This window comes from Sphingomonas sp. SP2, from assembly GCF_058313385.1.
In genome coordinates this window covers 274,808-300,504 of record NZ_JBZFLD010000001.1, presented here as the reverse complement: position 1 = coordinate 300,504, position 25,697 = coordinate 274,808, and the positions used below count along the sequence as shown (strand labels likewise).

At 66.8% G+C, this 25,697-nt stretch carries 24 protein-coding genes; 13 read left to right on the top strand and 11 right to left on the bottom strand.

The window, feature by feature from the left end:
- The first annotated feature begins 58 nt into the window (after window positions 1-58).
- From AC4GYU_RS01640 to AC4GYU_RS01615, 6 genes are all read left to right on the top strand, one after another.
- Window positions 59-979 carry a bifunctional riboflavin kinase/FAD synthetase gene (locus AC4GYU_RS01640; RefSeq protein ID WP_491085166.1) on the top strand — a complete coding sequence of 307 codons (921 nt, stop codon included), beginning with the start codon at window positions 59-61 and terminating at the stop codon, window positions 977-979.
- 27 nt (window positions 980-1,006) lie between these two features.
- Window positions 1,007-3,907 carry an isoleucine--tRNA ligase gene (gene ileS, locus AC4GYU_RS01635; RefSeq protein ID WP_491085165.1) on the top strand — a complete coding sequence of 967 codons (2,901 nt, stop codon included), beginning with the start codon at window positions 1,007-1,009 and terminating at the stop codon, window positions 3,905-3,907.
- Window positions 3,904-4,404 (top strand): signal peptidase II, encoded by a 501-nt coding sequence (gene lspA, locus AC4GYU_RS01630; RefSeq protein ID WP_491085164.1) that lies wholly within the window; start codon window positions 3,904-3,906, stop codon window positions 4,402-4,404. The genes ileS and lspA overlap by 4 nt, the downstream gene beginning before the upstream one ends.
- Window positions 4,397-4,813 carry a DUF3035 domain-containing protein gene (locus tag AC4GYU_RS01625; protein WP_491085163.1) on the top strand — a complete coding sequence of 139 codons (417 nt, stop codon included), beginning with the start codon at window positions 4,397-4,399 and terminating at the stop codon, window positions 4,811-4,813. Before lspA ends, AC4GYU_RS01625 begins: the two co-directional genes overlap by 8 nt.
- A 28-nt stretch (window positions 4,814-4,841) precedes the next feature.
- Entirely contained in the window at window positions 4,842-5,390 is a 549-nt protein-coding gene (locus AC4GYU_RS01620; RefSeq protein ID WP_491085162.1) for a winged helix-turn-helix domain-containing protein, read from the top strand.
- Between the two features lie 73 nt (window positions 5,391-5,463).
- Complete coding sequence (locus AC4GYU_RS01615) at window positions 5,464-5,820, top strand: hypothetical protein (RefSeq protein ID WP_491085161.1); 357 nt, start codon at window positions 5,464-5,466, stop codon at window positions 5,818-5,820.
- On the opposite strand, the gene sseA is transcribed toward AC4GYU_RS01615, so the two are convergent.
- The 4 genes from sseA to AC4GYU_RS01595 are packed head-to-tail and all read right to left on the bottom strand — an operon-like array spanning window position 5,817 to window position 10,295.
- Window positions 5,817-6,644: a 3-mercaptopyruvate sulfurtransferase gene (gene sseA / locus AC4GYU_RS01610; protein ID WP_491085160.1), complete on the bottom strand. Its 828-nt coding sequence runs from the start codon at window positions 6,642-6,644 to the stop codon at window positions 5,817-5,819. The genes AC4GYU_RS01615 and sseA overlap by 4 nt on opposite strands.
- On the bottom strand, window positions 6,644-7,090 hold the full coding sequence (gene queF / locus AC4GYU_RS01605; RefSeq protein WP_491085159.1) for a preQ(1) synthase: 447 nt from the start codon (window positions 7,088-7,090) through the stop codon (window positions 6,644-6,646). Before queF ends, sseA begins: the two co-directional genes overlap by 1 nt.
- Window positions 7,087-9,081 carry an OPT family oligopeptide transporter gene (locus tag AC4GYU_RS01600; protein WP_491085158.1) on the bottom strand — a complete coding sequence of 665 codons (1,995 nt, stop codon included), beginning with the start codon at window positions 9,079-9,081 and terminating at the stop codon, window positions 7,087-7,089. Before AC4GYU_RS01600 ends, queF begins: the two co-directional genes overlap by 4 nt.
- A gap of 5 nt (window positions 9,082-9,086) precedes the next feature.
- Complete coding sequence (locus AC4GYU_RS01595; RefSeq protein ID WP_491085157.1) at window positions 9,087-10,295, bottom strand: M20 metallopeptidase family protein; 1,209 nt, start codon at window positions 10,293-10,295, stop codon at window positions 9,087-9,089.
- Window positions 10,296-10,401: 106 nt separating this feature from the next.
- On the opposite strand from AC4GYU_RS01595, the gene AC4GYU_RS01590 reads away from it, so the two are divergent.
- Entirely contained in the window at window positions 10,402-12,573 is a 2,172-nt protein-coding gene (locus tag AC4GYU_RS01590; protein WP_491085156.1) for a prolyl oligopeptidase family serine peptidase, read from the top strand.
- Window positions 12,574-12,627: 54 nt separating this feature from the next.
- Here the strand turns inward: AC4GYU_RS01590 and AC4GYU_RS01585 are convergent, their stop codons facing one another.
- On the bottom strand, window positions 12,628-13,176 hold the full coding sequence (locus tag AC4GYU_RS01585) for a L,D-transpeptidase family protein (RefSeq protein WP_491085155.1): 549 nt from the start codon (window positions 13,174-13,176) through the stop codon (window positions 12,628-12,630).
- A 266-nt stretch (window positions 13,177-13,442) separates the two neighbouring features.
- On the opposite strand from AC4GYU_RS01585, the gene AC4GYU_RS01580 reads away from it, so the two are divergent.
- The 5 genes from AC4GYU_RS01580 (at window position 13,443) to AC4GYU_RS01560 (ending at window position 18,373) form a co-directional block, all read left to right on the top strand.
- Window positions 13,443-14,015, top strand: coding sequence for a hypothetical protein (locus AC4GYU_RS01580; RefSeq protein ID WP_491085154.1), 573 nt, complete (start codon window positions 13,443-13,445; stop codon window positions 14,013-14,015).
- A gap of 81 nt (window positions 14,016-14,096) precedes the next feature.
- A complete protein-coding gene (guaA, locus tag AC4GYU_RS01575) occupies window positions 14,097-15,656 on the top strand; it encodes a glutamine-hydrolyzing GMP synthase (protein WP_491085153.1) in 1,560 nt (519 codons plus the stop codon).
- 25 nt (window positions 15,657-15,681) lie between these two features.
- Window positions 15,682-16,155, top strand: coding sequence for a hypothetical protein (locus tag AC4GYU_RS01570; protein ID WP_491085152.1), 474 nt, complete (start codon window positions 15,682-15,684; stop codon window positions 16,153-16,155).
- A gap of 10 nt (window positions 16,156-16,165) precedes the next feature.
- The gene (locus tag AC4GYU_RS01565; RefSeq protein ID WP_491085151.1) at window positions 16,166-17,749 is read left to right on the top strand and encodes an FAD-dependent oxidoreductase; all 1,584 of its coding nucleotides are present in this window, start codon (window positions 16,166-16,168) and stop codon (window positions 17,747-17,749) included.
- Between the two features lie 54 nt (window positions 17,750-17,803).
- Window positions 17,804-18,373, top strand: a complete 570-nt coding sequence (locus AC4GYU_RS01560; RefSeq protein ID WP_491085150.1) for a L,D-transpeptidase family protein — start codon at window positions 17,804-17,806, stop codon at window positions 18,371-18,373.
- Here AC4GYU_RS01560 and AC4GYU_RS01555 read toward each other — a convergent pair.
- The 6 genes from AC4GYU_RS01555 to AC4GYU_RS01530 form a co-directional block, all read right to left on the bottom strand.
- Entirely contained in the window at window positions 18,370-18,963 is a 594-nt protein-coding gene (locus tag AC4GYU_RS01555; protein ID WP_491085149.1) for a cytochrome b, read from the bottom strand. The two genes, AC4GYU_RS01560 and AC4GYU_RS01555, sit on opposite strands and share 4 nt — an antisense overlap.
- A gap of 52 nt (window positions 18,964-19,015) precedes the next feature.
- Window positions 19,016-19,906 (bottom strand): hypothetical protein, encoded by an 891-nt coding sequence (locus AC4GYU_RS01550; RefSeq protein ID WP_491085148.1) that lies wholly within the window; start codon window positions 19,904-19,906, stop codon window positions 19,016-19,018.
- A 27-nt stretch (window positions 19,907-19,933) separates the two neighbouring features.
- Complete coding sequence (locus tag AC4GYU_RS01545) at window positions 19,934-21,997, bottom strand: 3-hydroxyacyl-CoA dehydrogenase NAD-binding domain-containing protein (RefSeq protein WP_491085147.1); 2,064 nt, start codon at window positions 21,995-21,997, stop codon at window positions 19,934-19,936.
- A gap of 73 nt (window positions 21,998-22,070) precedes the next feature.
- The gene (locus tag AC4GYU_RS01540; protein WP_491085146.1) at window positions 22,071-22,844 is read right to left on the bottom strand and encodes an SDR family NAD(P)-dependent oxidoreductase; all 774 of its coding nucleotides are present in this window, start codon (window positions 22,842-22,844) and stop codon (window positions 22,071-22,073) included.
- Complete coding sequence (locus AC4GYU_RS01535) at window positions 22,844-23,620, bottom strand: SDR family NAD(P)-dependent oxidoreductase (RefSeq protein ID WP_491085145.1); 777 nt, start codon at window positions 23,618-23,620, stop codon at window positions 22,844-22,846. Before AC4GYU_RS01535 ends, AC4GYU_RS01540 begins: the two co-directional genes overlap by 1 nt.
- 90 nt (window positions 23,621-23,710) lie before the next feature.
- On the bottom strand, window positions 23,711-24,967 hold the full coding sequence (locus AC4GYU_RS01530) for an acyl-CoA dehydrogenase family protein (RefSeq protein ID WP_491085144.1): 1,257 nt from the start codon (window positions 24,965-24,967) through the stop codon (window positions 23,711-23,713).
- An 88-nt stretch (window positions 24,968-25,055) separates the two neighbouring features.
- Between AC4GYU_RS01530 and AC4GYU_RS01525 the strand changes: the two genes are divergently transcribed.
- Entirely contained in the window at window positions 25,056-25,655 is a 600-nt protein-coding gene (locus tag AC4GYU_RS01525; RefSeq protein ID WP_491085143.1) for a hypothetical protein, read from the top strand.
- Window positions 25,656-25,697 lie beyond the last annotated feature (42 nt).

The following is a 25,697-nucleotide window of genomic DNA, read 5'->3' as shown; positions in this document are numbered from 1 at the left end:
GATGAGTCAACGGGCTCACTAGCGGCGCGGCGCAACCTCTTCTACAGCCGCCGGCAAGATGAAGCGCCTTACCCTGGCCGACGGCATTCCGGAAGCATTCCGGGACGCGGTGGTGGCCCTTGGCAATTTCGACGGCTTTCACCTTGGCCACCAGGCGGTGGTCGGGCGCGCGGTGGCACGGGCGGCGCACGAAGGCCGGCCAGCGCTGGTCGCCACCTTCGATCCGCATCCGGTGCGCTTCTTCAAGCCCGACGCCGCGCCCTTCCGGCTGACCAGCCTCGACCAGCGGGCCGAACTTTTCTCGGGAGCTGGAGCCGATGCCATGCTGGTGTTCGGCTTCGATGCCGCGCTGGCCGCGACCAGCGCCGGGGACTTCGTCCGCCTGCTCCGCGAGGAGCTTGGCGCGGCCGCCGTGGTCACCGGCGAGGACTTCACCTTCGGCGCGCGGCGCGGCGGCGATGCCGCGCTGCTGCGCTCGGCCGGGGCGATGCTTGGGCTCGACGCCGAGGCGGTCGGGCCCGTGTCGCTCGAAGGCGAGCCGATCAGCTCGAGCCGCATTCGCCGTGCACTGGCCGAGGGCGATACCGCAACCGCGACCCGGCTGCTGACCCGGCCCTTTGCGATCCGGGGCACCGTCCAGCATGGCGACAAGCGCGGGCGCGAGCTTGGCTATCCGACCGCCAATTTCGTCCTCGGCGACTATCAGCGCCCAGCCTACGGCATCTATGCGGTGCGGGTGCGCCTTCCCGACGACAGTGAGCATGCGGGCGTGGCCAATGTCGGGATCCGTCCGACCTTCGAGCCCCCCGTAGAGCTGCTCGAGGCCTTTCTCTTCGACTGGACGGGCGACCTCTACGGCCAGGAGATAGACGTGGCGCTCCACCACTTCCTCCGCCCCGAGCAGCGGTTCGAAGGCATGGACGCGCTTGCCGAGCAGATGAACCGCGACGAGGCCGAGGCACGGCGGTTGCTGCTGTAGGCGCGCACCGCTAGAGCCGCGCGCGACATGTCCGACGAGACTCCCCCCGAAAAGCGCGACTGGCGCGACACCGTCTTCCTGCCCAAGACCGACTTCCCGATGAAGGCCGGCCTGCCGCAGAAGGAACCGGCCATCCTCGCCAAGTGGCAGGAGAGCGACCTTTACGCGAAGCTGCGCGAGGCCCGCGCCGGCCGCGAGAAGTTCATCTTCCACGACGGCCCGCCCTACGCCAACGGCGACATCCACATCGGCCACGTCCTCAACAAGACGCTGAAGGACCTCGCGGTCCGCACCCAGTCGCTGCTCGGCAAGGACGCGCCGTTCGTGCCCGGCTGGGACTGCCACGGCCTGCCGATCGAGTGGAAGGTCGAGGAGCAGTATCGCAAGAAGAAGCGCAACAAAGACGAGGTCCCCGCACCTGAGTTCCGCGCCGAGTGCCGCGCCTATGCCCAGCATTGGGTCGACGTGCAGAGCGGCCAGTTCCAGCGCCTCGGCATCTTGGCCGACTGGAAGAAGCCGTACCTCACGATGAGCTTCGAGGCCGAAGCGACCATCGTCTCCGAGCTGACCAAGTTCGCCGAAAGCGGCCAACTCTACCGCGGCGCCAAGCCGGTGATGTGGAGCCCGGTCGAAAAGACCGCGCTGGCCGAAGCCGAGATCGAATATGAGGACGTCGTTTCGACCCAGATCGACGTCGCCTTCGAAATCGTCGAAAGCCCGATCCCCGAGCTGGTCGGCGCCCATGCGGTGGTGTGGACGACCACGCCGTGGACGATCCCGGTCAACCAGGCGGTCGCGTTCGGCGAGGGTATTGAGTACGAAGTGATCGAATGGGGCTTCCCCGTCCGACGCTACCTTGTCGCCTCCGAACTCAAGAACGCGCTCATCAAACGGCTTAGCGAGACGCTCGACAAGGACGACGACGCGCCCACGATCGATGTTCCGCCCGAGGATCATCTGCGGCTGCTTGCCGAATTGGAGAAATACGAAGCCGAGAATCCCTCGCCTCCGCCAACCACATGGCGCGGCGAGCAGCTCGCCGGCACCATCGCCCGCCATCCGATGCACCAACTCGGCGGCTTCTTCGCGAAGCCGCGCCCGCTGATCCCGGCGCCGCACGTCACCACAGACGCCGGCACCGGCCTCGTCCACATGGCGCCCGACCATGGCGAGGAGGATTTCGAGGCGTGCAAGGCGGTCGGAATCGACCCCGTCTTCGCGGTCGAGGGCGACGGCAAGTATCGCGAGGACTGGCTGTGGCTGGGCGGGCAGGGCTCGGTCATCAACACCAAGTTCAACGGGCCCGACGGCCCGATCTGCACCGACCTCCGCGAAGCCGGCGCGCTGCTGAGCGCGGGCGATTTCCGCCACAGCTATCCCCACTCGTGGCGCTCCAAGGCCCGCGTGATCTACCGCTGCACCCCGCAATGGTTCGTCGGCATGGACCAGCCGATCGAGGGCGGCACGACGCTTCGCCAGCGCGCCCTGTCCGAGATCGACCGCGTTCGCTTCGTCCCCGACAAGGGCCGCAACCGCATCGGCTCGATGGTCGAGGGTCGCCCCGACTGGGTGCTGAGCCGCCAGCGCGCCTGGGGCGTGCCGATCACGCTGTTCGTCGACCGCAAGACCGGCAAATATCTGGTCGACGCGGAGGTCAACGCCCGCATCGTCGCCGCCATCCGCGAGAAGGGCGTCGACGCCTGGACCGAGGAAGGCGCCGTCCAGCATTTCCTGGGCGAAGGCCGCAACCCCGACGATTTCGAGCAGGTCACCGACATCCTCGACGTCTGGTTCGACAGCGGCTGCACCCATGTCTTTACGCTGGAAAGCGGCCACTGGCCCGAGCAGCGCTGGCCCGCCGACCTTTACCTCGAAGGCTCCGACCAGCATCGCGGCTGGTTCCAGTCGTCGCTGCTCGAGAGCTGCGGCACCCGCGGCCGCGCGCCCTATGACACGGTGCTGACCCACGGCTTCACCATGGATTCCAAGGGCATGAAGATGTCCAAGAGCTTGGGGAATACGGTCAACCCGCTCGACCTGATGAAGGAGACCGGGGCCGACATCCTCCGGCTGTGGGTGGCGAGCGTCGACTTCACCGAGGACCACCGCATCGGCAAGGAAATCCTCGCCGGCGTCTCGGACAGCTATCGCAAGATCCGCAACACCTTCCGCTACCTGCTGGGCGCGCTCGAAGGCTTTGAGGAATCCGAGCGAGTCACCGACCTCGCCGAAATGCCCGAGCTTGAGCGCTACATGCTGGCGCTCTTGTCGAAGCACGACGCCGACTTGCGCGAGGCGATCGCGAATTACGACTTCAACGGCTACGCCCGCGCGCTCGGCGACTTCTGCAACAACGACCTGTCGGCCTTCTACTTCGATATCCGCAAGGATTGCCTCTATTGCGACGCGGCCACGGATCCGAAGCGCATGGCCTATCGCAGCGTGCTCGACACGTTGTTCCAGTCGCTGGTCCGCTGGTTCGCGCCAATCCTCGTCTTCACCACCGAGGAAGTGTGGGCGACGCGCTATCCGGACAGCCCGAGCGTCCACCTCAGCGAATGGCCCGAGCTGCCCGACGCGGCGGACGCGCGGCTGCTCGAGATCTGGGCCAGCTACCGCGCCCTGCGCGAGCACGTCACTGCCGAGATCGAGCCGATGCGGCGCGAGAAGGTGATCGGCTCTAGCCTCGAGGCGCGGGTGGCGATCGGCCTACCCGACACCGCCGACCGGCCGATGCTGTCGGGTGACGAGCTCGCCGAGCTGTTCATCGTTTCCGAGGTGCTGGTCGATACCGGCACGGTCGAGCACGGGCCCGCGGTCGTCGCGCACCGCGTCGACTATCAGAAGTGCGGCCGGTGCTGGCGGCACCTGCCCGAGGTCAAGGAAGAGGGCGACCTCTGCAATCGTTGCGAAGAGGTGGTGGCATGAAGGCCCGGAGCGGATTTGCCGTCGCGTTCCTGCTGTTCCTCGCGGACCAGCTGAGCAAATGGCTCGTCGCCGGCCCCGTCGGCCTGACCGAGCTCGGCCAGAGCGTCGACATCCTGTCCTTCTTCGCGCTGACGCGAGTGCATAATTATGGCATCTCGCTGGGCCTGCTGACGGCCGGTTCCGACCATGGCCGCTGGCTCCTGGTCGCCTTCACCGGCGTGATCGCGGGTGTCGTCGCCTGGTGGCTGACCCGCGAGGACAAGAAGTGGGACCAGATCGCGCTTGGCATGGTGCTCGGCGGCGCGCTGGGCAATATCGTCGACCGCGCGCGGCTCGGCTATGTATTCGACTTCGCCGACCTTCATTTCGGCGACTTCCGGCCATTTCTGGTCTTCAATGTCGCCGACGCCAGCATTAGCATCGGCGTCGCTATCCTGATATTGCGGGCCCTACTGGTTCGCGAACCGAACCCTTCGGAGAAGCTTGAAGATGCGTAAGTCCCTGACCTTCCTCAGTCTCACCGCTGCGGCGCTGGCCACCTCCGGGTGCGGCGTGTTCGGCGTGGGGGGCAGCGGCTCCAAGCTCGATGAGTTTCGCGTCGCCCGCAACGCGCCGCTGGTGATCCCGCCCGACTACAGCCTGACCCCGCCGCGTCCCGGCACGGCCTCGCTGTCGGCCGAAGGCGCGCAGCAGCAGGCGGTCCAGATCCTGTTCGGTGGTCCGGCCCCGCGCCCGGCGAGCGAAACTGGCCTGCTCGAGAAGGCCGGTGCCGACCGCGCCGCCCTCGGTGCCCGCTCGGTTGCCGGCAGCCCGGACACTGCGGTGGTCGACAAGGGCCCGCTGACCCAGACGATCCTGTCCGCGCCGGCTGGCGATGGCCAGGAAGCCTCGGTCCAGACTCCGTAGGGTCATCGGCAGCAGGGGAGGGCCACCAATGGCAGACGACACGATTTCCGCCCGCCTCGTCGAAGTCGAGGCGCTGCTCGAGCGCTCGCGCAAGCGGTTCGAGGAAGGCCAGAAGATGGCCGAGGAAGCGCACGCCCTCGTGTCCGAGCTGCAGCAGCAGCTGATCGGTGCCCCGGTCAGCCTGCCGCGCGACGATGCCGACGACGTCGCCTCGAAGCTGCTCGCCAGCCTCAAGGCCGCCGGGTCCGAGCTTCCGCCGACGCTGTGCGGTGGCCGCATGGCGGTCGACCAGGTCCAGCGCCTGATCCGCATCGACGGCCATCCGATCGCCATCACCGAGATGGAATATCGCGTGCTCGAGCTGCTGGCCTTCGCTCGCAACAACGTCGTCACCCGCACGATGCTGCTGAAGCATCTCTATCGCCGGGCCGACGACCAGCCGCAGCCCAAGATCATCGACGTCTTCATCTCCAAGCTGCGCAAGAAGCTCCGGCTCGCTAGCGGCGGGGCCGAATTCATCGAGACGATCCCGCAGCGCGGCTGGATCCTGCGCGACCTGGAGTCGGCCGCCGCGTGAAGCGAAGCGGATCACACCGCTTCGGGAGCAAACTTCACTTCTTCTCAACCATGCGACTTTACCAGTGAGTCGCATGATCCACTTCCAGCCCGAGCAGCCGGCCGAGCCGGCCCCCTATGTCGAAGCGGTGGCGCGGCTGCGCAGCGTGCGACAGGCGCTCGCGCTGGTGGAGATGTTCGAGGGTCGCCCGCGGCGTGATCCCGCGACCATCGAGTTCGAGGAACTGATGCCGCTCGCCCCGCCAGCGATGCAGCGCTGCATCGAAGGACGGACGATCCGCGCCGCCGGGGCCGCGGCAGCCGGGATCGAGGCTCTGCTCGGTGCGGAAAGCGCCGGCGAGACCCCGCATCCCGCAGCGCTCGATGTGCTTGGCGAAAGCCTTCGCCGGGACCTCGCGGGGATCGAAGCCCTGTTCGTCGGGCGGGCCTAACCCTTTTCTTTCGGGGTGTGGGGATCCGCCCCCCATTCGCTCCAGCTGCCGTCGTAAAGTCGCGCGTCGCGATTGCCGAGGAGGCGCGCCGCGAAGATCAGGCTGTTGGCGGTGACGCCCGACCCGCAGCTGGCGACGAACGGCCGCTCGGGATCGATTCCGGCTGCGGCAAAGGCCTGACGGATCTCCCCTTCGGAGCGGAACCGACCGTCCTCGGAATAGAGCGCGCTGAAGGGAAGGTTGCGTGAGCCGGGGATGTGCCCGGCCTCGAGGCCCGGCCGCGGCTCGGGCTCGCTTCCGGCGAAACGCGCGGCCGCACGGGCATCAGCGATCGGCACGCCCACCCCGTGCAGGAGGTCGCTCTTGCTCACGACCTCGTTAGGTCGTGCCGCGGCCGCGAAGCTGGCGCGGCGCGCAGGGGGCGGCGCGTCGGTAACGGGATGGCCTTCCGCGAGCCAGGCCGTGAGTCCCCCATCCAGGATGGCGACATTCTCCGCGCCATAATGGCGGAGCATGAACCAGGCCCGCGCCGAGGTGCGGAGGGCACTGTCGTCATAGATGACGATCCGGTCGTTGCTGCCAACGCCGAGCGCTTCCATGCCGCTGGCGAACTCGTCCGCACTCGGGAGCATGTGCGAGGTAGCGGCATCATGGTCAGCCAGCGCCGCGATGTCGAAGAAGCGCGCGCCCGGAATGTGCCGCGTTTCATATTCCTGCCTGGGGTCGCGGTTCACGGTGGGCAGGTGCCAGCTCGCGTCGAGCACGACGAGGTCGGCCGCCTTGAGGTTGGCGGCCAGCCATTCGGCCGAAACGAGATCGTTCATCACCCTCTCCCGCGATAACCCGCCACGCCCTGGTCGGGCACCCAAAGCCCTTCGGGCGGGGCGGAGGATTGCCAGAAGACGTCGATCGGGATTCCGCCGCGCGGATACCAGTAGCCCCCGATCCGCAGCCACCTTGGCTTCATTTCGTCGAACAGGCGCTGACCGATCCCGACCGTCACATCCTCGTGGAAGCCGCAATGATTGCGGAACGAGCCAAGGAACAGCTTGAGGCTCTTCGATTCGACGATCGTCTCGCCTGGCGCATAGTCGAGCACGAGATGCGCGAAGTCGGGCTGCCCCGTCACCGGGCAGAGCGACGTGAACTCGGGCGCCGCGAAGCGCACGAGATACAGGCTCCCGGCACGCGGGTTGGGGACATAATCGAGCGCTGCCTCCTCGGGCGAGGCGGGGAGGGGGCTGTTCTGGCCGAGGAACTTGGGGGTCATCGGTAGGTCGCCTCGGACGGCTGGAGCGGTTCGTCAACCAGGGGAGCGCTTCGCGCCGCGCGGCTGGTCCAGGCGTAGAGGCCGACCACCAGGGCGGTGAAAAGCAGGATTCCGAGCGGCACCGCCCACGGGAAGTCCTCGACGAGCGCCAGCACTTCGCCGGCATTCTCGCTCCCGGCGCGCTCGGCGCCGGCGACGATGGCGGCATAAAGGACACCCATCAGGCTTTCGCCGACGATGAGTCCAGTCGCCATCAGGGTCCCGATCCGCTCGGCAAAGCCCGCGTTGCGCTGGCGCAGCGCCCAGCGATTGTAGAGCCAGCCGGCAAGCGCGCCGATCGGGATCAGGAGGGTCAGGTCCATCGGCAGGTAGATGCCCATGCCGACCGCGAGCGCAGGCAGGCTGTACTTGCTGGTCGTACCGCGAAGCACTTCGTCGATGATGATCACGACGACACCGATGATCGCGCCGGTGCCGATCAGGCCCCAGTCGAGATTGCCGCCGAGCACGCCTTGCGCGATCGCGGAGATAAGCGCGGCCTGCGGGGCAGCAAGCGCGTTCGGGCCGGCACCCGGCGCACCCTGGAAACCGAAGGCGCTGTTGAGGAGCTCGAGGATCGGCGGGATCACCAGCGCGCCGAAGACGACGCCCAGCACCAGTGCGACCTGCTGCCGCCACGGGGTCGCGCCGACCAGCTGCCCGGTCTTCAGGTCCTGAAGATTGTCGTTCGAGATGGTGGCGATGCCGAAGATGATCGCGGTCACGAACAGTGCGAAGGCGACCAACGCCTTGGTGTCCGCGCCGTCGCCCGCACCTTGCCCAAACAAGGCTGCGAGGATCAGCGAGATGCCGAGCACCGAAAGGATCCCGACGCCTGAGATTGGGCTGTTCGACGCGCCGATCAGGCCCGCCATATAACCGCAGACCGAGGCGATCACGATCCCCGCGCCGAGGATGTACAGGATCGAGAGGGTGAGGGTGGTCCCTTCCATCGTCGCGATCGGACCCGACTGGGCGAAGGCGGCGAGAAGCAGGGCGATCGGGATCATCGCCACCACAATGGTGCCGCCGACGATGGTGATCGGAAGGTCGCGTTCGGTGAGGTCCAGCGCCTCGCCCCCGCGGCGGGCCCGGTTGGCGGCGAGCGCCTCGCGGATGCCCTTCACGATCGGCCCGATGATCTTGAGCAGGGTCCAGATGGCGGCGATGCCGATCGTGCCCGCGCCGATGAAGCGGACCTTCTCGCGGAAGGTGGTCGAGACGATCTCGTCGATCGCGCCGCCGGCGGACACCTGGTCAGCGGTGAGCCAGGGCAGGAGGCCGAGCCGGGCAATGAGCAGGCCGACGATCATCGCGATGCCGACGCCGAGGCCGACGAGATGGCCGACGCCGATCAGCGCCATCGACAGGCTGGCCGAGGCGCTCGTCGCGCCCGCGCCGAGGCGGAAGCTCTTTTCCGCGGCTTCGGCCACGATCCGCGTCTTGGCGAACATGAAGTAGAAGGCCGAGACGACCGAAGAGATGACGATGGCGGTGAGGCCGCGCTTGTTCTCCTCGGCCCCACCGACCCCCGCGCCGACCTTGAGCACTTCGGCCGCGGCGACGCCCTCGGGGTAGGGGAGGTCACTGCCGGTCACCAGCGCGCGCCGCAGCGGCACCGAATACATGACGCCGAGGACGCCGCCGATGCCGATCACGGCGACGCTCAGCCAGTAGGGGAAGCCTGTCCACCAGCCGACCATGATCAGGCCCGGCAGGACGAAGATGATCGCGCTCAGCGTTCCTGCCGAGGAGGCGATCGTCTGGACGATGTTGTTTTCCTGGATGGTCGAATCGCGGACGAGCTTCAGCACCGCCATCGAGATGACCGCGGCGGGGATCGAGGTCGCGAAGGTGATCCCGATCTTGAGGCCAAGATAGACGTTGGCCGCGGTGAAGAGGATCGTCAGCAGCGCGCCGAGGATGATCCCGCGGAGGGTGAGTTCCTTCATCTGGCTTACTCCCAGCCGCGCGCGAGGAAGCGGGTGGCGAAGGCGCAATGGAGCGCGACCCCGCGGGTCAGCCATTCCTCATGGATGGTCATCTTGGCGTGGTGGAGGCCGGGCCGGCTGCCCGGCTCCTCGGCATCCGGGGGGGCAACCCCGACGAAGGCCATGCAGCCGGGCACCTTCTGGAGCACATAGGCAAAATCCTCACCGCCCATGATCGGGCTCGGCATCTCGACGAAGGCGTCGTCGCCAAAGAGGTCGCGCGCGACGGACGCGGCAAGTTCGACCGCGCGCGGATCGTTGCGGCAGGCGGGATAGCCCTGGTCAATGCGGATCTCGGCGGTGCAGTCGGCCGAGGCCGCGACGTCGGTGACGATCTTCTCGAACGCCGCCTTGCCCTTGGCGCGAACGCCGTCGGACAGGGTACGAAGCGTCCCCTTCAGTTCGACGCACTCGGGGATGACATTGTAGGCCGTCCCGGCGTGGATCTGGGTGATGGTCAGGATCGCCGGGTCGAAGAAGGCGATGCGCCGAGCGATATGGGTCTGGAGAGCTGTCACCGCCTGGCAGGCGACGGGGATCGGGTCGATCGCCTCGTAGGGCATGGCGGCATGGCCGCCGCGGCCGCGGATGGTCGCGTTGAGGGCGTCGGTCGAGGCGAGCAGCGCACCGGCCCGGCTGGTCACCACGCCGCCCGGCAGGGTCGGCCAGACGTGGAGCGCGAAGGCGCCGTCGGGGGCGGGGTCGTCGAGCAGCCCGTCCTCAATCATGAAGCGCGCGCCGTGATGCCCCTCTTCGCCCGGCTGGAACATGAAGACGATCGTGCCCTCAAGGCTCGCTTGCTGCGCGCAGAGGATGCGGGCGGCGGCAGAGAGCATCGCCGAATGCGTGTCGTGACCGCAGGCATGCATCTTGCCGTCGGTCTGGCTGGAGAAGTCGAGCCCGGTATCCTCGTGAATGGGGAGGGCGTCCATGTCGCCGCGAAGAAGCACGGTCCGCCCCGGCCGCGCGCCGCGCAAGATCGCCACGAAGCCGCTGGTGCTGGTGGAGTCGCGGATCTCGAGCGGGAGGCCCTCGAGCGACGCCTTCAGCTTGGCGCTGGTCCGGGTGCAGTGAAGCCCCAGCTCCGGATCGGCATGGATCGCACGGCGAAGGGCGATCATCGCCTCATATTCGGCTTCGGCGGCGGCGTTAAAGTCGGTGTTGACGAGGGTCATGGCTCGTCGATTGCGCCGGTTCCGGCAGCGACGCAAGTCGCGGCTTGCCTCACCCGACCTTGCTGCTAGCCTTTCGCCTTCCCCCTCCCCATCTCCAGGGACTTCCATGCGTAAGAGCCTCCTTCTGATGACCCTTCCGATTGTCTCTGCCTGTTCGACCACCCCGCCGCCCGAGGCGTCCCTGACCCCGCCCCCCGCCGCCGAAGCCGCGACCCCGGCGACGCCGGCGCTGGCCTATCCGCAGACGCAGCGCGGCGATGTGGTGGAGACGCAGTTCGGAACCGCGGTCGCCGACCCCTATCGCTGGCTCGAGAATGACGTGCGCAAGGATCCGGCCGTCGCCGCCTGGGTCGCCGAGCAGAACAAGGTCACCGACGGCTTCCTCGACACGCTTCCGGGCCGCGACATCCTCAAGAAGAGGATGACCGAGCTCTACAATTACGAGCGTGTCGGCGTGCCGGTGAAGAAGGGCAGCCGCTATTTCTACCAGCGCAACAGCGGGCTCCAGAACCAGTCGCCGCTCTATGTGCGCGACAGCGTCAACGGGCCTGAGCGGCTGCTGATCGACCCCAATGGCTTCAGCAAGGACGGCGCCACCGCGCTTGCGGAATGGGTGCCGAGCGAAGACGGCCGCTACCTCCTCTACGCGATCCAGGACGGCGGTTCGGACTGGCGCACGCTCAAGGTCCTCGACGTCGCGACCGGCAAGGAAGTCGGCGACGAAATCAAGTGGGTGAAATTCTCCGGCCTCAGCTGGGCCAAGGACAGCAAGGGCTTCGTCTACTCACGCTATCCGGAAGCCGCCGAAGGACAGGACTTCCAGTCGCTGAACAAGAATCAGATGGTCTATTTCCATCGCATCGGCACGCAGCAGGCCGCCGACCGGCTGCTCTATGCGACTCCGGACCGGCCCGACCTCAATCATGGCGCGCAGGTCAGCGACGATGGCGCGACGGTGGTGATCACCTCCTCGAGCGGCACCGACGAGCGCTACGAGGTCACCCTGCTCGACTGGCAGCGCAAGGGCGCCAAGCCGCGGACCCTGATCCCCGGCTTCACCCGCGACTACAGCTACATCGGCAATCGTGGCTCGACCTACTATTTCCAGACCAATGACGGCGCGCCGCGCCTCAAGGTCGTGGCGATCGACGTCAATGCGCCGCGGGCCAACCAGCGCACCATCGTCGACGAGCAAGCCGAGACGCTGAACGGATCGAGCCTGATCGGGGGCAAACTCGTCCTGTCCTACCTGAAGGATGCGGCGACCGAGGTTCGGGTGCACAGCCTGACCGGCGCACGCGAACGGGTCATCACCCTGCCGGGTCTTGGCACCGCCAGCGGCTTCTCGGGTGACCTCGACGATCCCGAGACCTTCTTTGCCTTCACCAGCTTCAACCGCCCGACGACGATCTACCGCTATGACGTCCGCGCGAACGCGACCCAGACCTGGTTCGAGCCGAAGCTGCTGTTCAATCCCGACGACTTTACCGTCGAGCAGCGTTTCTTCGCGTCGAAGGACGGCACCCGCGTGCCGATGTTCATTGTCCGCAAGAAGGGCGTGACCGGGCCGGTCCCGACCCTCCTCTACGGCTATGGCGGGTTCAACGTCTCGCTGACCCCGAGTTTCTCGGCGACGCGCCTCGCGTGGCTCGAGCAGGGCGGGGCCTGGGTGCTCGCCAACATTCGTGGCGGCGGCGAATATGGCAAGGCGTGGCATGACGCCGGCCGCCTCGCCAACAAGCAGAATGTCTTCGACGACTTCATCGGCGCTGGCGAGGCGCTGATCGCGCAAGGAGTGACGCCCAAGGGCGGGCTCGCGGTGCAGGGCGGATCGAACGGCGGCCTCTTGATCGGCGCGGTGGTCAACCAGCGACCGGACCTGTTCGCGGCCGCCAATCCCGCGGTCGGCGTGATGGACATGCTCCGCTTCGACCGGTTCACCGCCGGTCGCTACTGGGTCGACGATTACGGCTATCCCAACAAGGAAGCCGATTTCCGGACCCTGCTAGCTTATTCGCCCTACCATAATATCAAGGTGGGGGTTCGTTATCCGGCGGTGCTGGTGACGACGGCCGACACCGACGACCGGGTCGTTCCGGGGCACAGCTTCAAATATATCGCCGCGCTCCAGCATGCCGATCCGGCGGGCGAACCGCATCTCATCCGGATCGAGACCCGGGCAGGCCATGGGTCGGGCAAGCCCACCGACAAGATCATCGAGGAAGCCAGCGACGTCAGCGCGTTCCTGGCCAAACATACCGGGCTCGAGATCAAGTAACGGACGCCAGTGCGGCCGGCGAGGGCAGGGGAAGACCCTCGCCGGCCTGACTGGTCAGCCGATGACCACCCGGTCACCGACCTTGGTCAGCGAGAAAAGCTTGGCCGCGAAGGCCGCGGGAAGGCGGATGCAGCCGTGGCTGGCCGGCTTGCCCGGATTGTGCCCGGCATGGAGCGCGATCCCATACTGATCGAGCCGCTGCATGTAGGGCATCGGCGCATCGTCATACTTGCGGCTGCGATGCATCGTCTTCTTCTCGAGGATCGGGAAGATGCCCGGCGGCGTGTCCTTGCCGGGCTTGCCCGACGAGATGGTGGTGACACCGATGAGCTCGTTGGCGCGATAGACATAGGCGCGCTGGTCCTCGAGGCTGACCACCACTTCCACATTGCCGGTCGTCGGCGCATCCTTCGCCCACCAGTAGGCACCGGGCTTCAGGTTCTTTTCGCCGAGGACGGGCGCAGCTTCGTCGCGCGCCATGGCGACCGCTACCGAGGCGGCGAGCAGCGCGCTGCTGCTTTCGTCGGGGGCCAGTTCGGCAGCGACGCACGGGCTCGCCACCGCGACGGCAAGGGCCGCCGCAAGAGTTGCTAAGCGTTTCATTTCAAAGGTCTCCGTTTGACCAGAAAACGAGCTAGGCAAACGGCGGTTCCGATTTTCGCGCCGGCGAAACGATCTTTGCACCAATGTCAAGCGGGGCCAAAAATAAATTCGTAAGGCGAGCCGTCGGCAGATTTCCCTGTCGTTTCGTGCACGGCCCGAATGCTGAACGGCAGCAAACCGCGCATTCAGTCGCGATGCAGCGCGAATCGTCCAGAAGCGTTACACGAGCGGGGAGGCCCGCTTCGACGCAATAAGGAGACGTGGCCATGAAGGCTGTTTCGAAGTTTCTCGCTGGCGCCGCTGCCGTTGCAGCAGTGACCGTGGGTGCGGCGGCTCCGGCCGCGGCCCAATATTATCCCGGCTATGGTGGCTATGGCGGTGGTGGCCTCGGTGACGTGATCACCGGCGCGATCCTAAACCAGATCCTCCGCGGCGGGACGCCTTATGGCTACAATGGCTATTACGGCACCAACAACTACAACCTCGAGCGCGCTGCGGTCGACCAGTGTGCCCGGGCGACCGAGCAGCGGCTGAGCGGCTACGGCAACAATCGTGGCTATGGGTATGGCCAGTATCGCGTGGTCCAGATCGACCGCGTCGAGCGGACCCGCAATGGCAACATGCGTGTCTACGGCCAGGCCAGCAACGCAGCCTACCAGGGCAATTATGGCTACGGCTATAATCGTGGTGGCTACAACCAGCCCTACGGCGGGTACAACCAGCCTTATGGCGGCTATCAGCAGGCGGGCGCGGAATATCGCTTCAACTGCAAGTTCGAGCGCAACGGTCGGATCACCAACCTCGACATCGACCGCAACCGCTACGGCTACCGCTACTAAGCGGTCCGTCGAGTGGACAGGAGGGCGCCGGAGTCATAGGGCTTCGGCGCCCTTTCCTTTGCGCCACGGAGCCCGACCGCCTTGACCGTCCAGCCGGCAGACACGCTGCTCATCGTCGATTTCGGCAGCCAGGTTACCCAGCTCATCGCCCGCCGCATCCGCGAAGCCGGCGTCTATTGCGAGATCGCCCCGTTCAACGCGGCCGAAGAGGCCTTCCACCGCCTCAAGCCCAAGGGAATCATCTTTTCGGGCGGTCCTTCGTCGGTGACCTGGGAGGATTCGCCCCGCGCACCGCAGGTCCTGTTCGACAGCGGCCTGCCCCTGCTCGGCATCTGCTACGGTCAGCAGACGCTCCACCAGCAGCTCGGCGGCAAGGTCGTCACCTCCGACCAGAAGGAGTTCGGCCGCGCCTTCATCGAGGTGGTCGCCCCCTCAGCGCTGTTCGACGGCCTGTGGGAAGTCGGCGAAACGCACCAGGTCTGGATGAGCCACGGGGACCGCGTCGAAAGCCTTGCGCCTGGCTTCTCCATCGTCGCCCGTTCGGAAGGCGCGCCCTATGCGATCGCCACCAACGAGGCGGACAAGCGCTACAGCCTGATGTTCCACCCCGAGGTGGTCCACACGCCCGACGGCGGCAAGCTCCTCGCCAATTTCGCGCGCCACATCTGCGGCTGTTCGGGCGACTGGAGCATGGCCGCTTACCGCGAGCAGAAGATCGCCGACATCCGCGCGCAGGTCGGTTCCGGCCGCGTCATCTGCGGCCTGTCGGGCGGCGTCGACAGCGCGGTCGCGGCCGTCCTGATCCACGAGGCGATCGGCGAGCAGCTGACTTGCGTCTTCGTCGACCATGGCCTCATGCGCAGCGCCGAGGCCGAGCAGGTCGTCTCGCTGTTCCGCGGCCATTACAATATCCCGCTGGTCCACGTCGAAGCCGAGGCGCTGTTCCTGTCGGGTCTCGCCGGGCTCAGCGATCCGGAGGCCAAGCGCAAGTTCATCGGCAAGACCTTCATCGAGGTGTTCGAGGAGGAAGCAAAGAAGATCGGCGGCGCCGACTTCCTCGCGCAGGGCACGCTCTACCCTGACGTGATCGAGAGCGTCAGCTTCACCGGCGGCCCCTCGGTCACGATCAAGAGCCACCACAATGTCGGCGGTCTGCCCGAGCGCATGAACATGAAGTTGGTCGAGCCGCTTCGCGAACTGTTCAAGGACGAGGTCCGGGCGCTGGGCGTCGAGCTCGGGCTGCCCGCGGCCTTCGTCGGTCGCCACCCCTTCCCGGGGCCGGGCCTCGCCATCCGTATCCCGGGCGAGGTGAGCAAAGAGAAGTGCGACATCCTGCGCAAGGCGGATTTCATCTACCTCGAAGAAATCCGCAACGCCGGGCTCTACGACGCCATCTGGCAGGCGTTCGCGGTGCTGCTGCCGGTCCGGACGGTCGGCGTGATGGGCGACGCGCGCACCTATGACAGCGTCTGCGCCCTCCGCGCCGTGACCAGCGTCGATGGCATGACCGCCGACGTCTATCCCTTCAGCGCCGAATTCCTCAGCCGCGTCGCGACCCGCATCGTCAACGAGGTGCAGGGCATTAACCGCGTCGTCTACGACTATACGTCGAAGCCACCGGGAACGATCGAGTGGGAATGAGGCCGCGACGCTCGCGAGGGAACTGATGACCGGGCCGGACATCGAGGACGAAGGCGACCGTGACGCAAGGCTTGCCCGAGCGGCGGTGGCCAGATGGCTGAAGGACAAGCCTCCCGAGGTCTGGCGCTGGATGATCAGCCGCCAGGAGGCCAATCACGACGAATATGGCATCCTCGACTGGATGAAGTCGCAGCCGCGATTTGCCGAAGCGATTGGGTGCTTGCCACAAAAGGATCTGCCTGAAGAATTCAGGCCTTACCGCGACGCCGGGTCGTGGAAGATGTTCGCCAAGCTTGGCGACCGACCCATCTACCCGCAGCCTGGCACCGCCGCCTTCGACGAATGGAAGCGTCAGGCCAATGCCCGCGTTCGTCATGAATATCCCGGCATCTTCGTAGGCGATGCTCGTCTCCGGCGGGATTTCTGGCTCGGGTCGGTCGGTGCCGTGCTGATCTGCGCGCTCGGTCTCTACGCTTGTGTGAAGGTCCGATTGGGCTAGCTTTCGCGCCATGGACTCGATTGGCGGCGACCTCACCTTCATGACCCCGCGCCCCTTCGCGGGCGACCAGCTTCAGGCCATTCGTGCTCGCGCAATGCCATGTCGCTACGACGCGGGCGCCATCGTGCTCGACGCGGGCGAACCGATGACCCGCTTCGTGCTGGTCGACGAGGGCGAGATCGAGGTCGTCGACCCGCTCGATGGCGGCCGGCTGATGCCGTCCGGCCTCGGTCCCGGTCAGTTTCTCGGTGAACTCAACTTTCTCTCGGGCGGCCCCATGACGCTGGCGATGCGCGCGGCGGTGCCGACCCGGACGCTGGAGATTCCGCGAGAGGACATGCTCCAGTTGATGAGCGATATCCCCGAGATCGGTGACCACGTCCTGACCGTCTTCTCGGCGCGGAGGCGGATGATCTTCGAGGAAGGGCGGTCGGGAGTCTTCATCGCCAATCCCGGCGGTGACCCTGCAATCCAGCGCGTGGCGAGCTTCCTCAGCCGCAACCGCCTGCCCTTCAAGGAAGTCGACGGCGAGCCGGGCGTCCGGTTCGGCAACCGGACCATCGAGCAGCCCAGCCCGCGCAAGCTCGCGCAGCTCTACGGCCTGGACCTCAGCCCCGACATGGATTGCGTCCGCGACCTGCTGATTGTCGGCGCAGGTCCCGCCGGGGTCGCTGCCGCCGTCTATGCCGGGGCTGAGGGACTGTCGGCGCTGGTGGTCGAGGACAATGCGATCGGCGGGCAGGCGGGGACCAGCAGCCGAATCGAGAATTACATGGGCTTTCCGACTGGCATCTCGGGTGCCGACCTGACTTTCCGCGGGCAGGTGCAGGCGATGAAGTTCGGGACCTGCTTCGCCATGCCGCGCCGGGTCGAAAGGCTGGAGCGGACCGAGGACGGTTTCTGCGCCACGCTCGATGAAGGCGACCGCGTCTGCGCGCGGACGGTACTGGTCGCCACCGGGGTCCAGTATCGGCGGCTTCCGCTCGACCGGCTCGCCGACTTCGAGGGCGCGGGGGTCTTCTATGCCGCGACCGAGATGGAATCGCGCTTCTGCAAGCAGACCGAGGCGATCGTCGTCGGCGGCGGCAACAGCGCGGGCCAGGCCGCAATGTATCTTTCGCGGGTAGCGAGCCGGGTTCACTTGCTCGTCCGCGGCACCGACCTCGCGCAAAGCATGAGCGCCTACCTTCGGGAACGGATCGAGCATGATCCTCGGGTGACGGTCCATTACGAGAGCGAACTCGCACAGCTCGAGGGGGATACGCACCTCGAACAGGTCACCGTCCGCGGCCCGGCGGGGAGCTGGGCAGTCGGTTGCCGTGCGCTCTTCATCATGATCGGCGCCGCGCCCAATACCGACTGGCTGTCGGGCCTGGTCGAGCTCGACCGGGCGGGGTTCGTGCTGACGGGCAGCGATGCGAGAGCGGGGTCGAGCTATGCGACCTCCTGCCCCGGGATTTTCGCGGTCGGCGACGTGCGCTCGGGTTCGGTGAAGCGCGTCGCGTCCTCGGTTGGCGAAGGCTCGGTGGTAGTCAGCGCCATCTGGAGCCACGTCAACGCACCGCCTGCGCGGGAAACCGGGATCGGCGGCTAAACTTCCCGTTTACCAGATGCTTGACGGTCCGCGTGGCTGCGGCAGGACGATGGCATGCGTCTGATGAGATTCGCCGCCGTTGCCGGTGCCGCCGCCCTGCTCGCCTCCTGCGCCACCGCGCCCGACCGGGCGCCGCCGCCACCTGCGCCCGTCGCCGAAGTCCAGCTTCCCTACGAGTGGACCCACGGCCATGCGCCTAAGGCGACCCGCGAAGCGCGGGCGATGTTCGGCACCGTCGCGCTGAGCGCCGGCGATTATCGCTGGGCGCCGACCATCCCCGATGCGCCGGCCAAGGTGGTGATCGACCGGCTCCAGCAGCTGATGTTCGTCTACAAGGGCGACCAGCTGGTCGGGCTGACCACGATCTCCAGCGGCAAGAAAGGGCGCGAGACGCCGCTCGGCTACTGGAAGGTCTTCCGCAAGCAGGTGAAGGGCTTCAGCCGCAAGTACGACAACGCCCCCATGCCCTACATGCAGATGTACGACGAGAAGGGCATCGCCTTTCACGGCGGCAAGCTCCCCGGCTATCCGGCGAGCCACGGCTGCGTCCGGATCCCGGTGGAATTCGCCAAGAAGCTCTACGGGCTGACCACCAATGGCACCGAGGTGATCATCGAGGGCTAGCCCTGGCCGACCACCGTCTCTTCGCCGGGGAGGGCGAAGGGCGGCATCCGTCCGCTCGACGGGGTCGGCGAGAGGAAGCGATGCTTGATCGCCGCGCCGGCATGCACGAGCAGAAGCGCGATCAGCGCGAAGGCGGCGGCCTCGTGCATCCCGCCGAACACCTCGCCCCAGGCCTTCGGAATGCCCGGGATGGTGGGAAGCATGATGCCTCCGATGAGCCTGGTCGGCTGGCCCTGCGAGAAGGCCGAGACGGCGAGATAGCCACCGATCGGAAGGCCGATCAGGAGCAGGTAGAAGATGCGGTGGTTCCACACCGCGGCGAGCCGCTCCCAGCGCGACAGGTCGGCCGGGAAGGGCGGGGGCGGATTGGTCAGGCGATAGGTCAGCCGGGCGAAGGTCAGCAGCAGGATCAGCGCGCCGATGGTCTTGTGCCAGCTGAAGGTCGGCTCGGCCGGAGGACCCTCGTCGCCCATGCTGAAGCCCAGCCAAAGCTGAAAGATTACGGCGGCGGCGGTGATCCAGTGGAAGGTTGCGGCCACCGTCGAATAGCGGCGAACGGGTTCCTGCGGGACGGCGGCGGTGCTGGCCATGGATGACACTCCTTCGCCAGCCGTAACGACCTAGGCGGAAGAATGGTCCCGGTCAGGCGTGATGCGGGCGAAAGGTCAGGGCGACGGCGGGCTGGAAGCCGAAGCCATGCTCCATCGCCGGCAGTCGTGCGCAGAGCAGGCGCCAGCGACCGTCGGGGTAAGTTGGGGAGCGGCCGACGATCATGTCGTGGAGCACCGGCCCCTGCGCACCCTCGCCGCTCATCAAGCGCTTGAGCGCAGCCCCGAGCGCCCGGTCCTCGGCCGTATTCGACAGGCGCAGCGCAAAGCCGTCCTCCTCAATCTCCTCGGCCTGGTCGAGCAGGGTCTCGGCCGCCTCGCTGACGCCGCAAATCTGTCCGGTCCGGTCGAGCAGGAGAGTGGCCTCGCCTATTCCCTCGAGGCCCCCGAGCATGAGCTGCGCGGATTCCTCGCCAAGCGCGAGCTGCACGCGCATCGCCCGCTCGGCCTGGCGGCTGAGCCAGCCGAACCGCTGGAGCACGTCGGCGTCACACGGCCCGTCGCGCCGGGTCCGGAGCAAAGCGAGGCGAGTCGTCCCCGAGCTTTCGAGCATCAGCGCCGAATGGCAGCCGTGCACGAAGTCGAGATCACTCATCGCATCGTCATAGTCGGTGACGCCGCGCTCCGCCCGGTACTGGGCATAGTGATGCTCGTGGCGGATCGTCATGGCCGCATCGGTAGTCCCGATCCGCCAATTGCCCGGCCCCAAAAGGTCCATGTTGCTCATGTGCCCATTGGGGTCGTCGGGATAGACGTTGAGGACGTTGAACGGCACGAGCAACGGCCCGCCGATCCCGACGAATTGCGCGAAGGTGGTCCGGGTCGCCGAAGAGAGGGCGTGCATCGCCGATCGCCAGCCGTCCGCGTCGAACGGCGCGTTGAGGAAGGCGAGCTCCGCCTCCTTCAAGCCAGCATCGAAGTACACGCAACTCCTTTTCGTTCGGCTCGGCGCCTAGCGCGAGGTGAACTTCTCGCCCTTCTCGGCCTTGTCGAGCAGCAAACGGGAAAAGCTGAAGTCGTCACCCATATGTTCTGCAGACCGGCGCAGGCCTTCGACGATCTTCCCGAGCCCCTCGGTATCGGCCCAGTGCATCGGGCCGCCGCGGTAAACCGGCCAACCGTAGCCATAGATCCATACCACATCGATGTCCGATGCGCGCTGGGCCATGCCTTCCTCGAGGATCTTCGCGCCCTCGTTGACCATCGTGTAGAGCGTGCGCTCGACGATCTCCTGATCGCTGATCTCGCGCGGGGTCACCCCGGCCTTGGCGCGGAAGTCCTCGATGATGCCCTGTACGGTCGGCGACGGGCTCGGGCGACGCTTCTCGTCATAATCGTAGAAGCCGGCGCCCTTCTTCTGGCCCCAGCGGTCGACCGCGCAGAGCGCGTCGCGGATGTTCTCGATCCGGTTCGGGTCGCGGTGCCAGCCGATGTCGACGCCGGCGAGATCGGCCATCTGGAACGGGCCCATCGGCATGCCGAAGTCGGTGTGGACCTTGTCGATCTGCGCCGGGGTCGCGCCCTCGAGGAGCAGCTTGGTCGCCTCGGTCTGGCGAGGGATCAGCATGCGGTTGCCGATGAAGCCGTAACAGACGCCCGCGACCACCGCGACCTTCTTGATCTTCTTGGCGAGCGCCATGGCGGTGACCAGCACGTCGTCGGCGGTCTTCGCGCCGCGAACGACCTCGAGGAGCTTCATGACGTTGGCGGGCGAGAAGAAGTGCAGGCCCACCACGTCCTGCGGACGGCCGGTCGCCGCGGCGATCTCGTCGATGTTGAGATAGCTGGTGTTGCTGGCGAGGATCGCACCCGGCTTGGCGACCTTGTCCAGTCGCCCGAAGATGTCCTTCTTGATCTCCATCTGCTCGAACACGGCCTCGATGATGAGGTCGCAGTCGCCCAGCGAATCAAAATCGAGCGTCGGATTCAAGGCACCCATGAACTGCCCGACCTGTTCGGCGGTGAAGCGGCCCTTCTTGGCGCTCGCCTCATAGTTGCGGAGCATGACCCCGGTGCCGCGGTCGAGCGCTTCCTGGCTGGTCTCGACGATGGTGACGGGGATGCCTGCCTGGAGGAAGTTCATCGAGATGCCGCCGCCCATCGTGCCGGCGCCGATCACGCCGACTTTCTTGATCTCACGCGGCTTCACGCTCTCGTCGACGCCTTCGATCTTGGCGGCCTTGCGCTCGGCGAAGAAGAAATATTGCTGCGCCTTGGCCTGGGTCCCGGCCATCAGCTCCATGAACAATTTCCGCTCGACCTGCACGCCGTCGGCATAGGGATGCTGGGTCGCGGCGCGGACCGCCTCGAGATTCTTCATCGGTGCCTCGAAGCCGCGGAAGGTGCGGGGGTTGGCGGCGATGAACTGGTCGAAGATCGCCGGGTCGGTGCCTTCCATCTTGTCGGTCCGCTCGCTGGTGCGTGGCAGCGGCCGTACGTCGGCGACTTCGGCGGCATAGGCGACCGCATGCTGCAGGAGGTCGCCCTCGATCAGCCGGTCGACCAGCCCGATCTCGGCAGCCTGCTTGGCCCCGATCGGCGTACCGCTGGTGGTCATCTCGAGCGCATGCTGGACACCCGCCGCGCGCGGCAGGCGCTGGGTCCCGCCCGCGCCCGGCAGCAGGCCGAGCTTCACTTCGGGAACGCCGAGCTTCGCGGTCGGCACCGCCACGCGATAATGGCAGGACAGCGCCACCTCGAGCCCGCCACCGAGCGCCGTCCCGTGGATCGCCGCGACCACCGGCTTGGTGCAATTCTCGATGATGTCGACCACCTGCGGCAGCACCGGCTGGGCAAAGGCCTTGGGGGTGCCGAATTCGCTGATGTCGGCTCCGGCGAAGAAGGTCTGCCCTTCGCCGATGATCACGACGGCCTTGACGCTCTCGTCGCCGTCAGCCTCCTCGATCCCCTTCACAAGCCCTTCGCGAACGGCATGGCCGAGCGCGTTCACCGGCGGGTTGTTCGACGCGATGATGAGCACCGAGCCGTGGCGTTGGGTCGAGATAGGCGAGGTCATGAGCGGTCCTTCGCTGACAATGTTGTGAATAGGTCCCTAGCCCGAGGTTGCGGAAAGGGAAGGGGGCAGCCGCTCAGATCGCGGTACGGCCATAATCCTGTCGGTTGAACGGATGGCTCGACGACAGCCCGCCATCGACCACGAGGGCGTGGCCGTTGACGTAGGAGGATTCGTCGGACGCGAGGAACAGCGCCGCGTGCGCGATCTCGTCAGGCACGCCGCCGCGGCGGAGCGGATTGAGGTGGCCGAGGCGCTCCTCCTGCCCCTTGGCCCGCGCCCGCTCGTAGACGAACTCGGTCATGCCGGTCTCGATCAGCCCCGGGCAGATCGCATTCACGCGGACGTTCGAGGTCGCAAGTTGCTGGGCGGCGGTCTTCACAAGACTGATCACCCCCGCCTTGGACGCGCTGTAAGCCGGCCCGCCCGCGCCCGAGCGAAGCCCTGCCACGCTCGCGGTGCAGATGATCGACCCGCCGCCCTGCGCCTTGATGACCGGCGCGGCATGCTTGATCGCGAGGAACGGGCCGATGAGGTTCACGCGCAGGATCTCGTTCCAGTCCTCGACGCTCTGCTCGAAGATCGAAGCGAGACCGCCCGAGATGCCGGCATTGGCAAAGAAGCCATGCAGCGCGCCATGCTCCTGGGTGGCCATTTCGACGAGGCGGACGACATCCTCCTCGCGGCCCGCATCGGCCCGGTGGTCGGCGCCTTGAAGATCGGCGGCGATGACCGTCGCGCCATGCTCGCGGAACAGGGTCGTGGTCGCCTTGCCGATCCCCGAGCCCGCGCCGGTGACGATGATGATCTTGCCGGCGAGGCGGCCGGTGGGATTGGGCGTGCTGCTCATCAGAAGCCCGCGCCGAAGGTCGAGCCGCCGTCGACGACCAGCGTCTGGCCGGTAACGAAGCTTCCTGCCTCGGACGCCAGGAACAGCGCAGCGCCGGCGATCTCGCGCGGCTCGCCGATCCGCTTCAGCGCCGAGACCTTGGTCACGGACTTGAGGATTTCCGGATTCTCCCACAGCGCTTTGGCGAAGTCGGTGCGGACGAGGCCGGGTGCGATGGCGTTGACCCGGACGCCCGCCGGCCCGAATTCGGCGGCGAGGTTGCGGACGAGCTGCAGGTCCGCCGCCTTGGAGATGTTGTAGGCGCCGATCACGGTCGAGCTGGTGATCCCGCCGACGCTCGACACGATGATGATCGAGCCCGCCTTGCGCTCCACCATCTCGGGCGCGACGAAGCTGGTGAGCCAGTGGTTGGAGAGGACATTATTGTCCATGATCTTGCGGAACTGCTCGTCGGTGATCCCGCCCATCGGCCCGTAATAAGGGTTGGACGCGGCGTTGCAGACGAGGACGTCGATCTGGCCCAATTCGGCCTTGGTCCGCTCGACCAGCTCGCGCAGCGCTTCCTTGTCCGAGATGGAGGCCGCAATCGCCACCGCCTTGCCGGCCCCACGCGCATTGATCGCCGCGGCGACTTCCTCGCAGGCGTCCTGCTTGCGGCTCGAGATGACGACATTGGCGCCATGCGCCGCCATCTCCTCGGCGATCGCCCGCCCGATCCCGCGCGAGGAACCGGTGACGATGGCGGTCTTGCCGGTGAGGTCGAAAAGATTGGTCATTCACAAACTCCGTTCGCCCTGAGCGAAGTCGAAGGGCGCTGGCGCGAACGTGCTTCGACTTCGCTCAGCACGAACGAGAAGGGATCGGGTTCAGCCCACCATCGGATCGATCGGTGGGTGCTTGCCATATTCGATCATCGCGATGCTGCGATTGTGGACCTCGTCCGGTCCGTCGGCGAGCCGCAGCGTGCGGATCCCGGCCCAGCTGTGCGCAAGGCTGGTGTCCTGGCTGACGCCCATGCCGCCATGCGCCTGGATCGCGTCGTCGATGATCTGGAGCGCCATGCGCGGCGCCTTGACCTTGATCATCGCGATCTCGGCCTTGGCCGCCTTATTGCCGGCCTTGTCCATCATGTCCGCCGCCTTGAGGCAGAGGAGGCGGGTGCATTCGATATCGATCCGCGCTTCTGCCACGCGCTGTTCCCACACGCTGTGTTCGCTGATCCTCTTGCCGAAGGCGGTGCGGCTCTGCAGCCGGCGAACCATCAGCTCGAGCGCTTCCTCGGCCGCGCCGATGGTGCGCATGCAATGGTGGATCCGGCCCGGCCCGAGCCGTCCCTGCGCGATCTCGAACCCGCGGCCCTCGCCAAGCAGGAGGTTCTCGGCCGGAACGCGCACGTCCTTCAGCTCGATCTCCATGTGCCCGTGCGGCGCGTCGTCATAGCCATAGACGGTGAGCGCGCGCTCGATCGTGATCCCGGGCGCGTCCATCGGCACGAGGATCATCGACTGCTGGGCATGGCGGCGCTCCTCGGGATTGGTCTTGCCCATCAGGATCGCGACCTTGCAGCGGGGGTCGCCCGCGCCGCTCGACCACCATTTGCGCCCGTTGATGACATAATCGTCGCCGTCGCGCTTGATCTCGCACTGGATGTTGGTCGCGTCCGAGCTCGCCACCGCCGGCTCGGTCATCAGAAATGCCGAGCGGATCTCGCCCCGCATCAGCGGTGCCAGCCATTGATCCTTCTGCGCCCTCGTCCCGTAGCGGTGGAGCACTTCCATGTTGCCCGTGTCGGGGGCCGAGCAGTTGAAAACCTCGCTCGCGAAGCCGACCCGACCCATTTCCTCGGCGCAGAGCGCATATTCGAGGTTGGTGAGCTGCTCGCCCTCGAACGGGAAGCTCTCGTCCACATGCTTCAAGGCACCGCCCGGCGGCATGAAGAGGTTCCACAGGCCCTCCGCCTTGGCCTTGGCCTTCAGCGGCTCGAGTCGCTCGAGATGGTGCCAGCGGTCGCCCGTGTTCAGCTCGGCGGCGAGTTCGGGAACCGCCGGGCGGACGTAACGCTCGATGAAGGCGCGAACCCGGTCGCGGAAGTGGGCCTGACGGTCGGTGAGGTTGAAGTCCATGACACCCCTTGAGTTTGGCTCGGGGCATGCTGTTGCAGAAAGGAAGCGGCCACGGAACCCCCGTCGCGCACCGGCCGTTCGCTGCGCGATGAAACGCTTCCTACTCCTCGCGACCTGCGCGCTCGCCGCCTGTTCCAACCAGCCCGCCGCCAATGAGGCCGCCAACGAGGCCGGGCCCGCCATCAACCTACCGGTCGAGGAAAATCTCGCCGACCCGGCCGCGCCCGCCCCGGCGCCGGCCCCCGCCGCGCCCGCCAACGGGGCCACGCCGGCCACCCCGGCCAAGCCCGCGACCCCGCCCGAGCGCGAGGTCGTCAGCGAAGCGCCCTTCACCCCGCAAAGCGCGCAGGGCGCCGCCAATGTGGTCCAGACCTATTTCGCGCTGGTCGAAGCCAAGAAGTTCGTCCAGGCTAGGGCGCTGTGGGGTCCCAATGTCGGCCAGGCGCCCAATCTCGCCAGCTACCGCGAATATCATGCCGAGGTGTACAAGCCCGGCCGGATCGAGGGTGCGGCCGGCTCGCTCTACGTCACCGTCCCGGTCAAGGCCTATGGCGTGACGGCCAAGAACGAGAAATTCGAGGAGCCGCAGGTCGTGACCCTTCGCCGGGTCAATGACGTCGACGGTTCCACGCCAGAGCAGCGCCGCTGGCACATCACCAAGATCGATCGGCCACCAGTCGAGAATTGACGCTCCCCGGCGCTTGTCGCATCGACAGGCGCGAGGAGAATC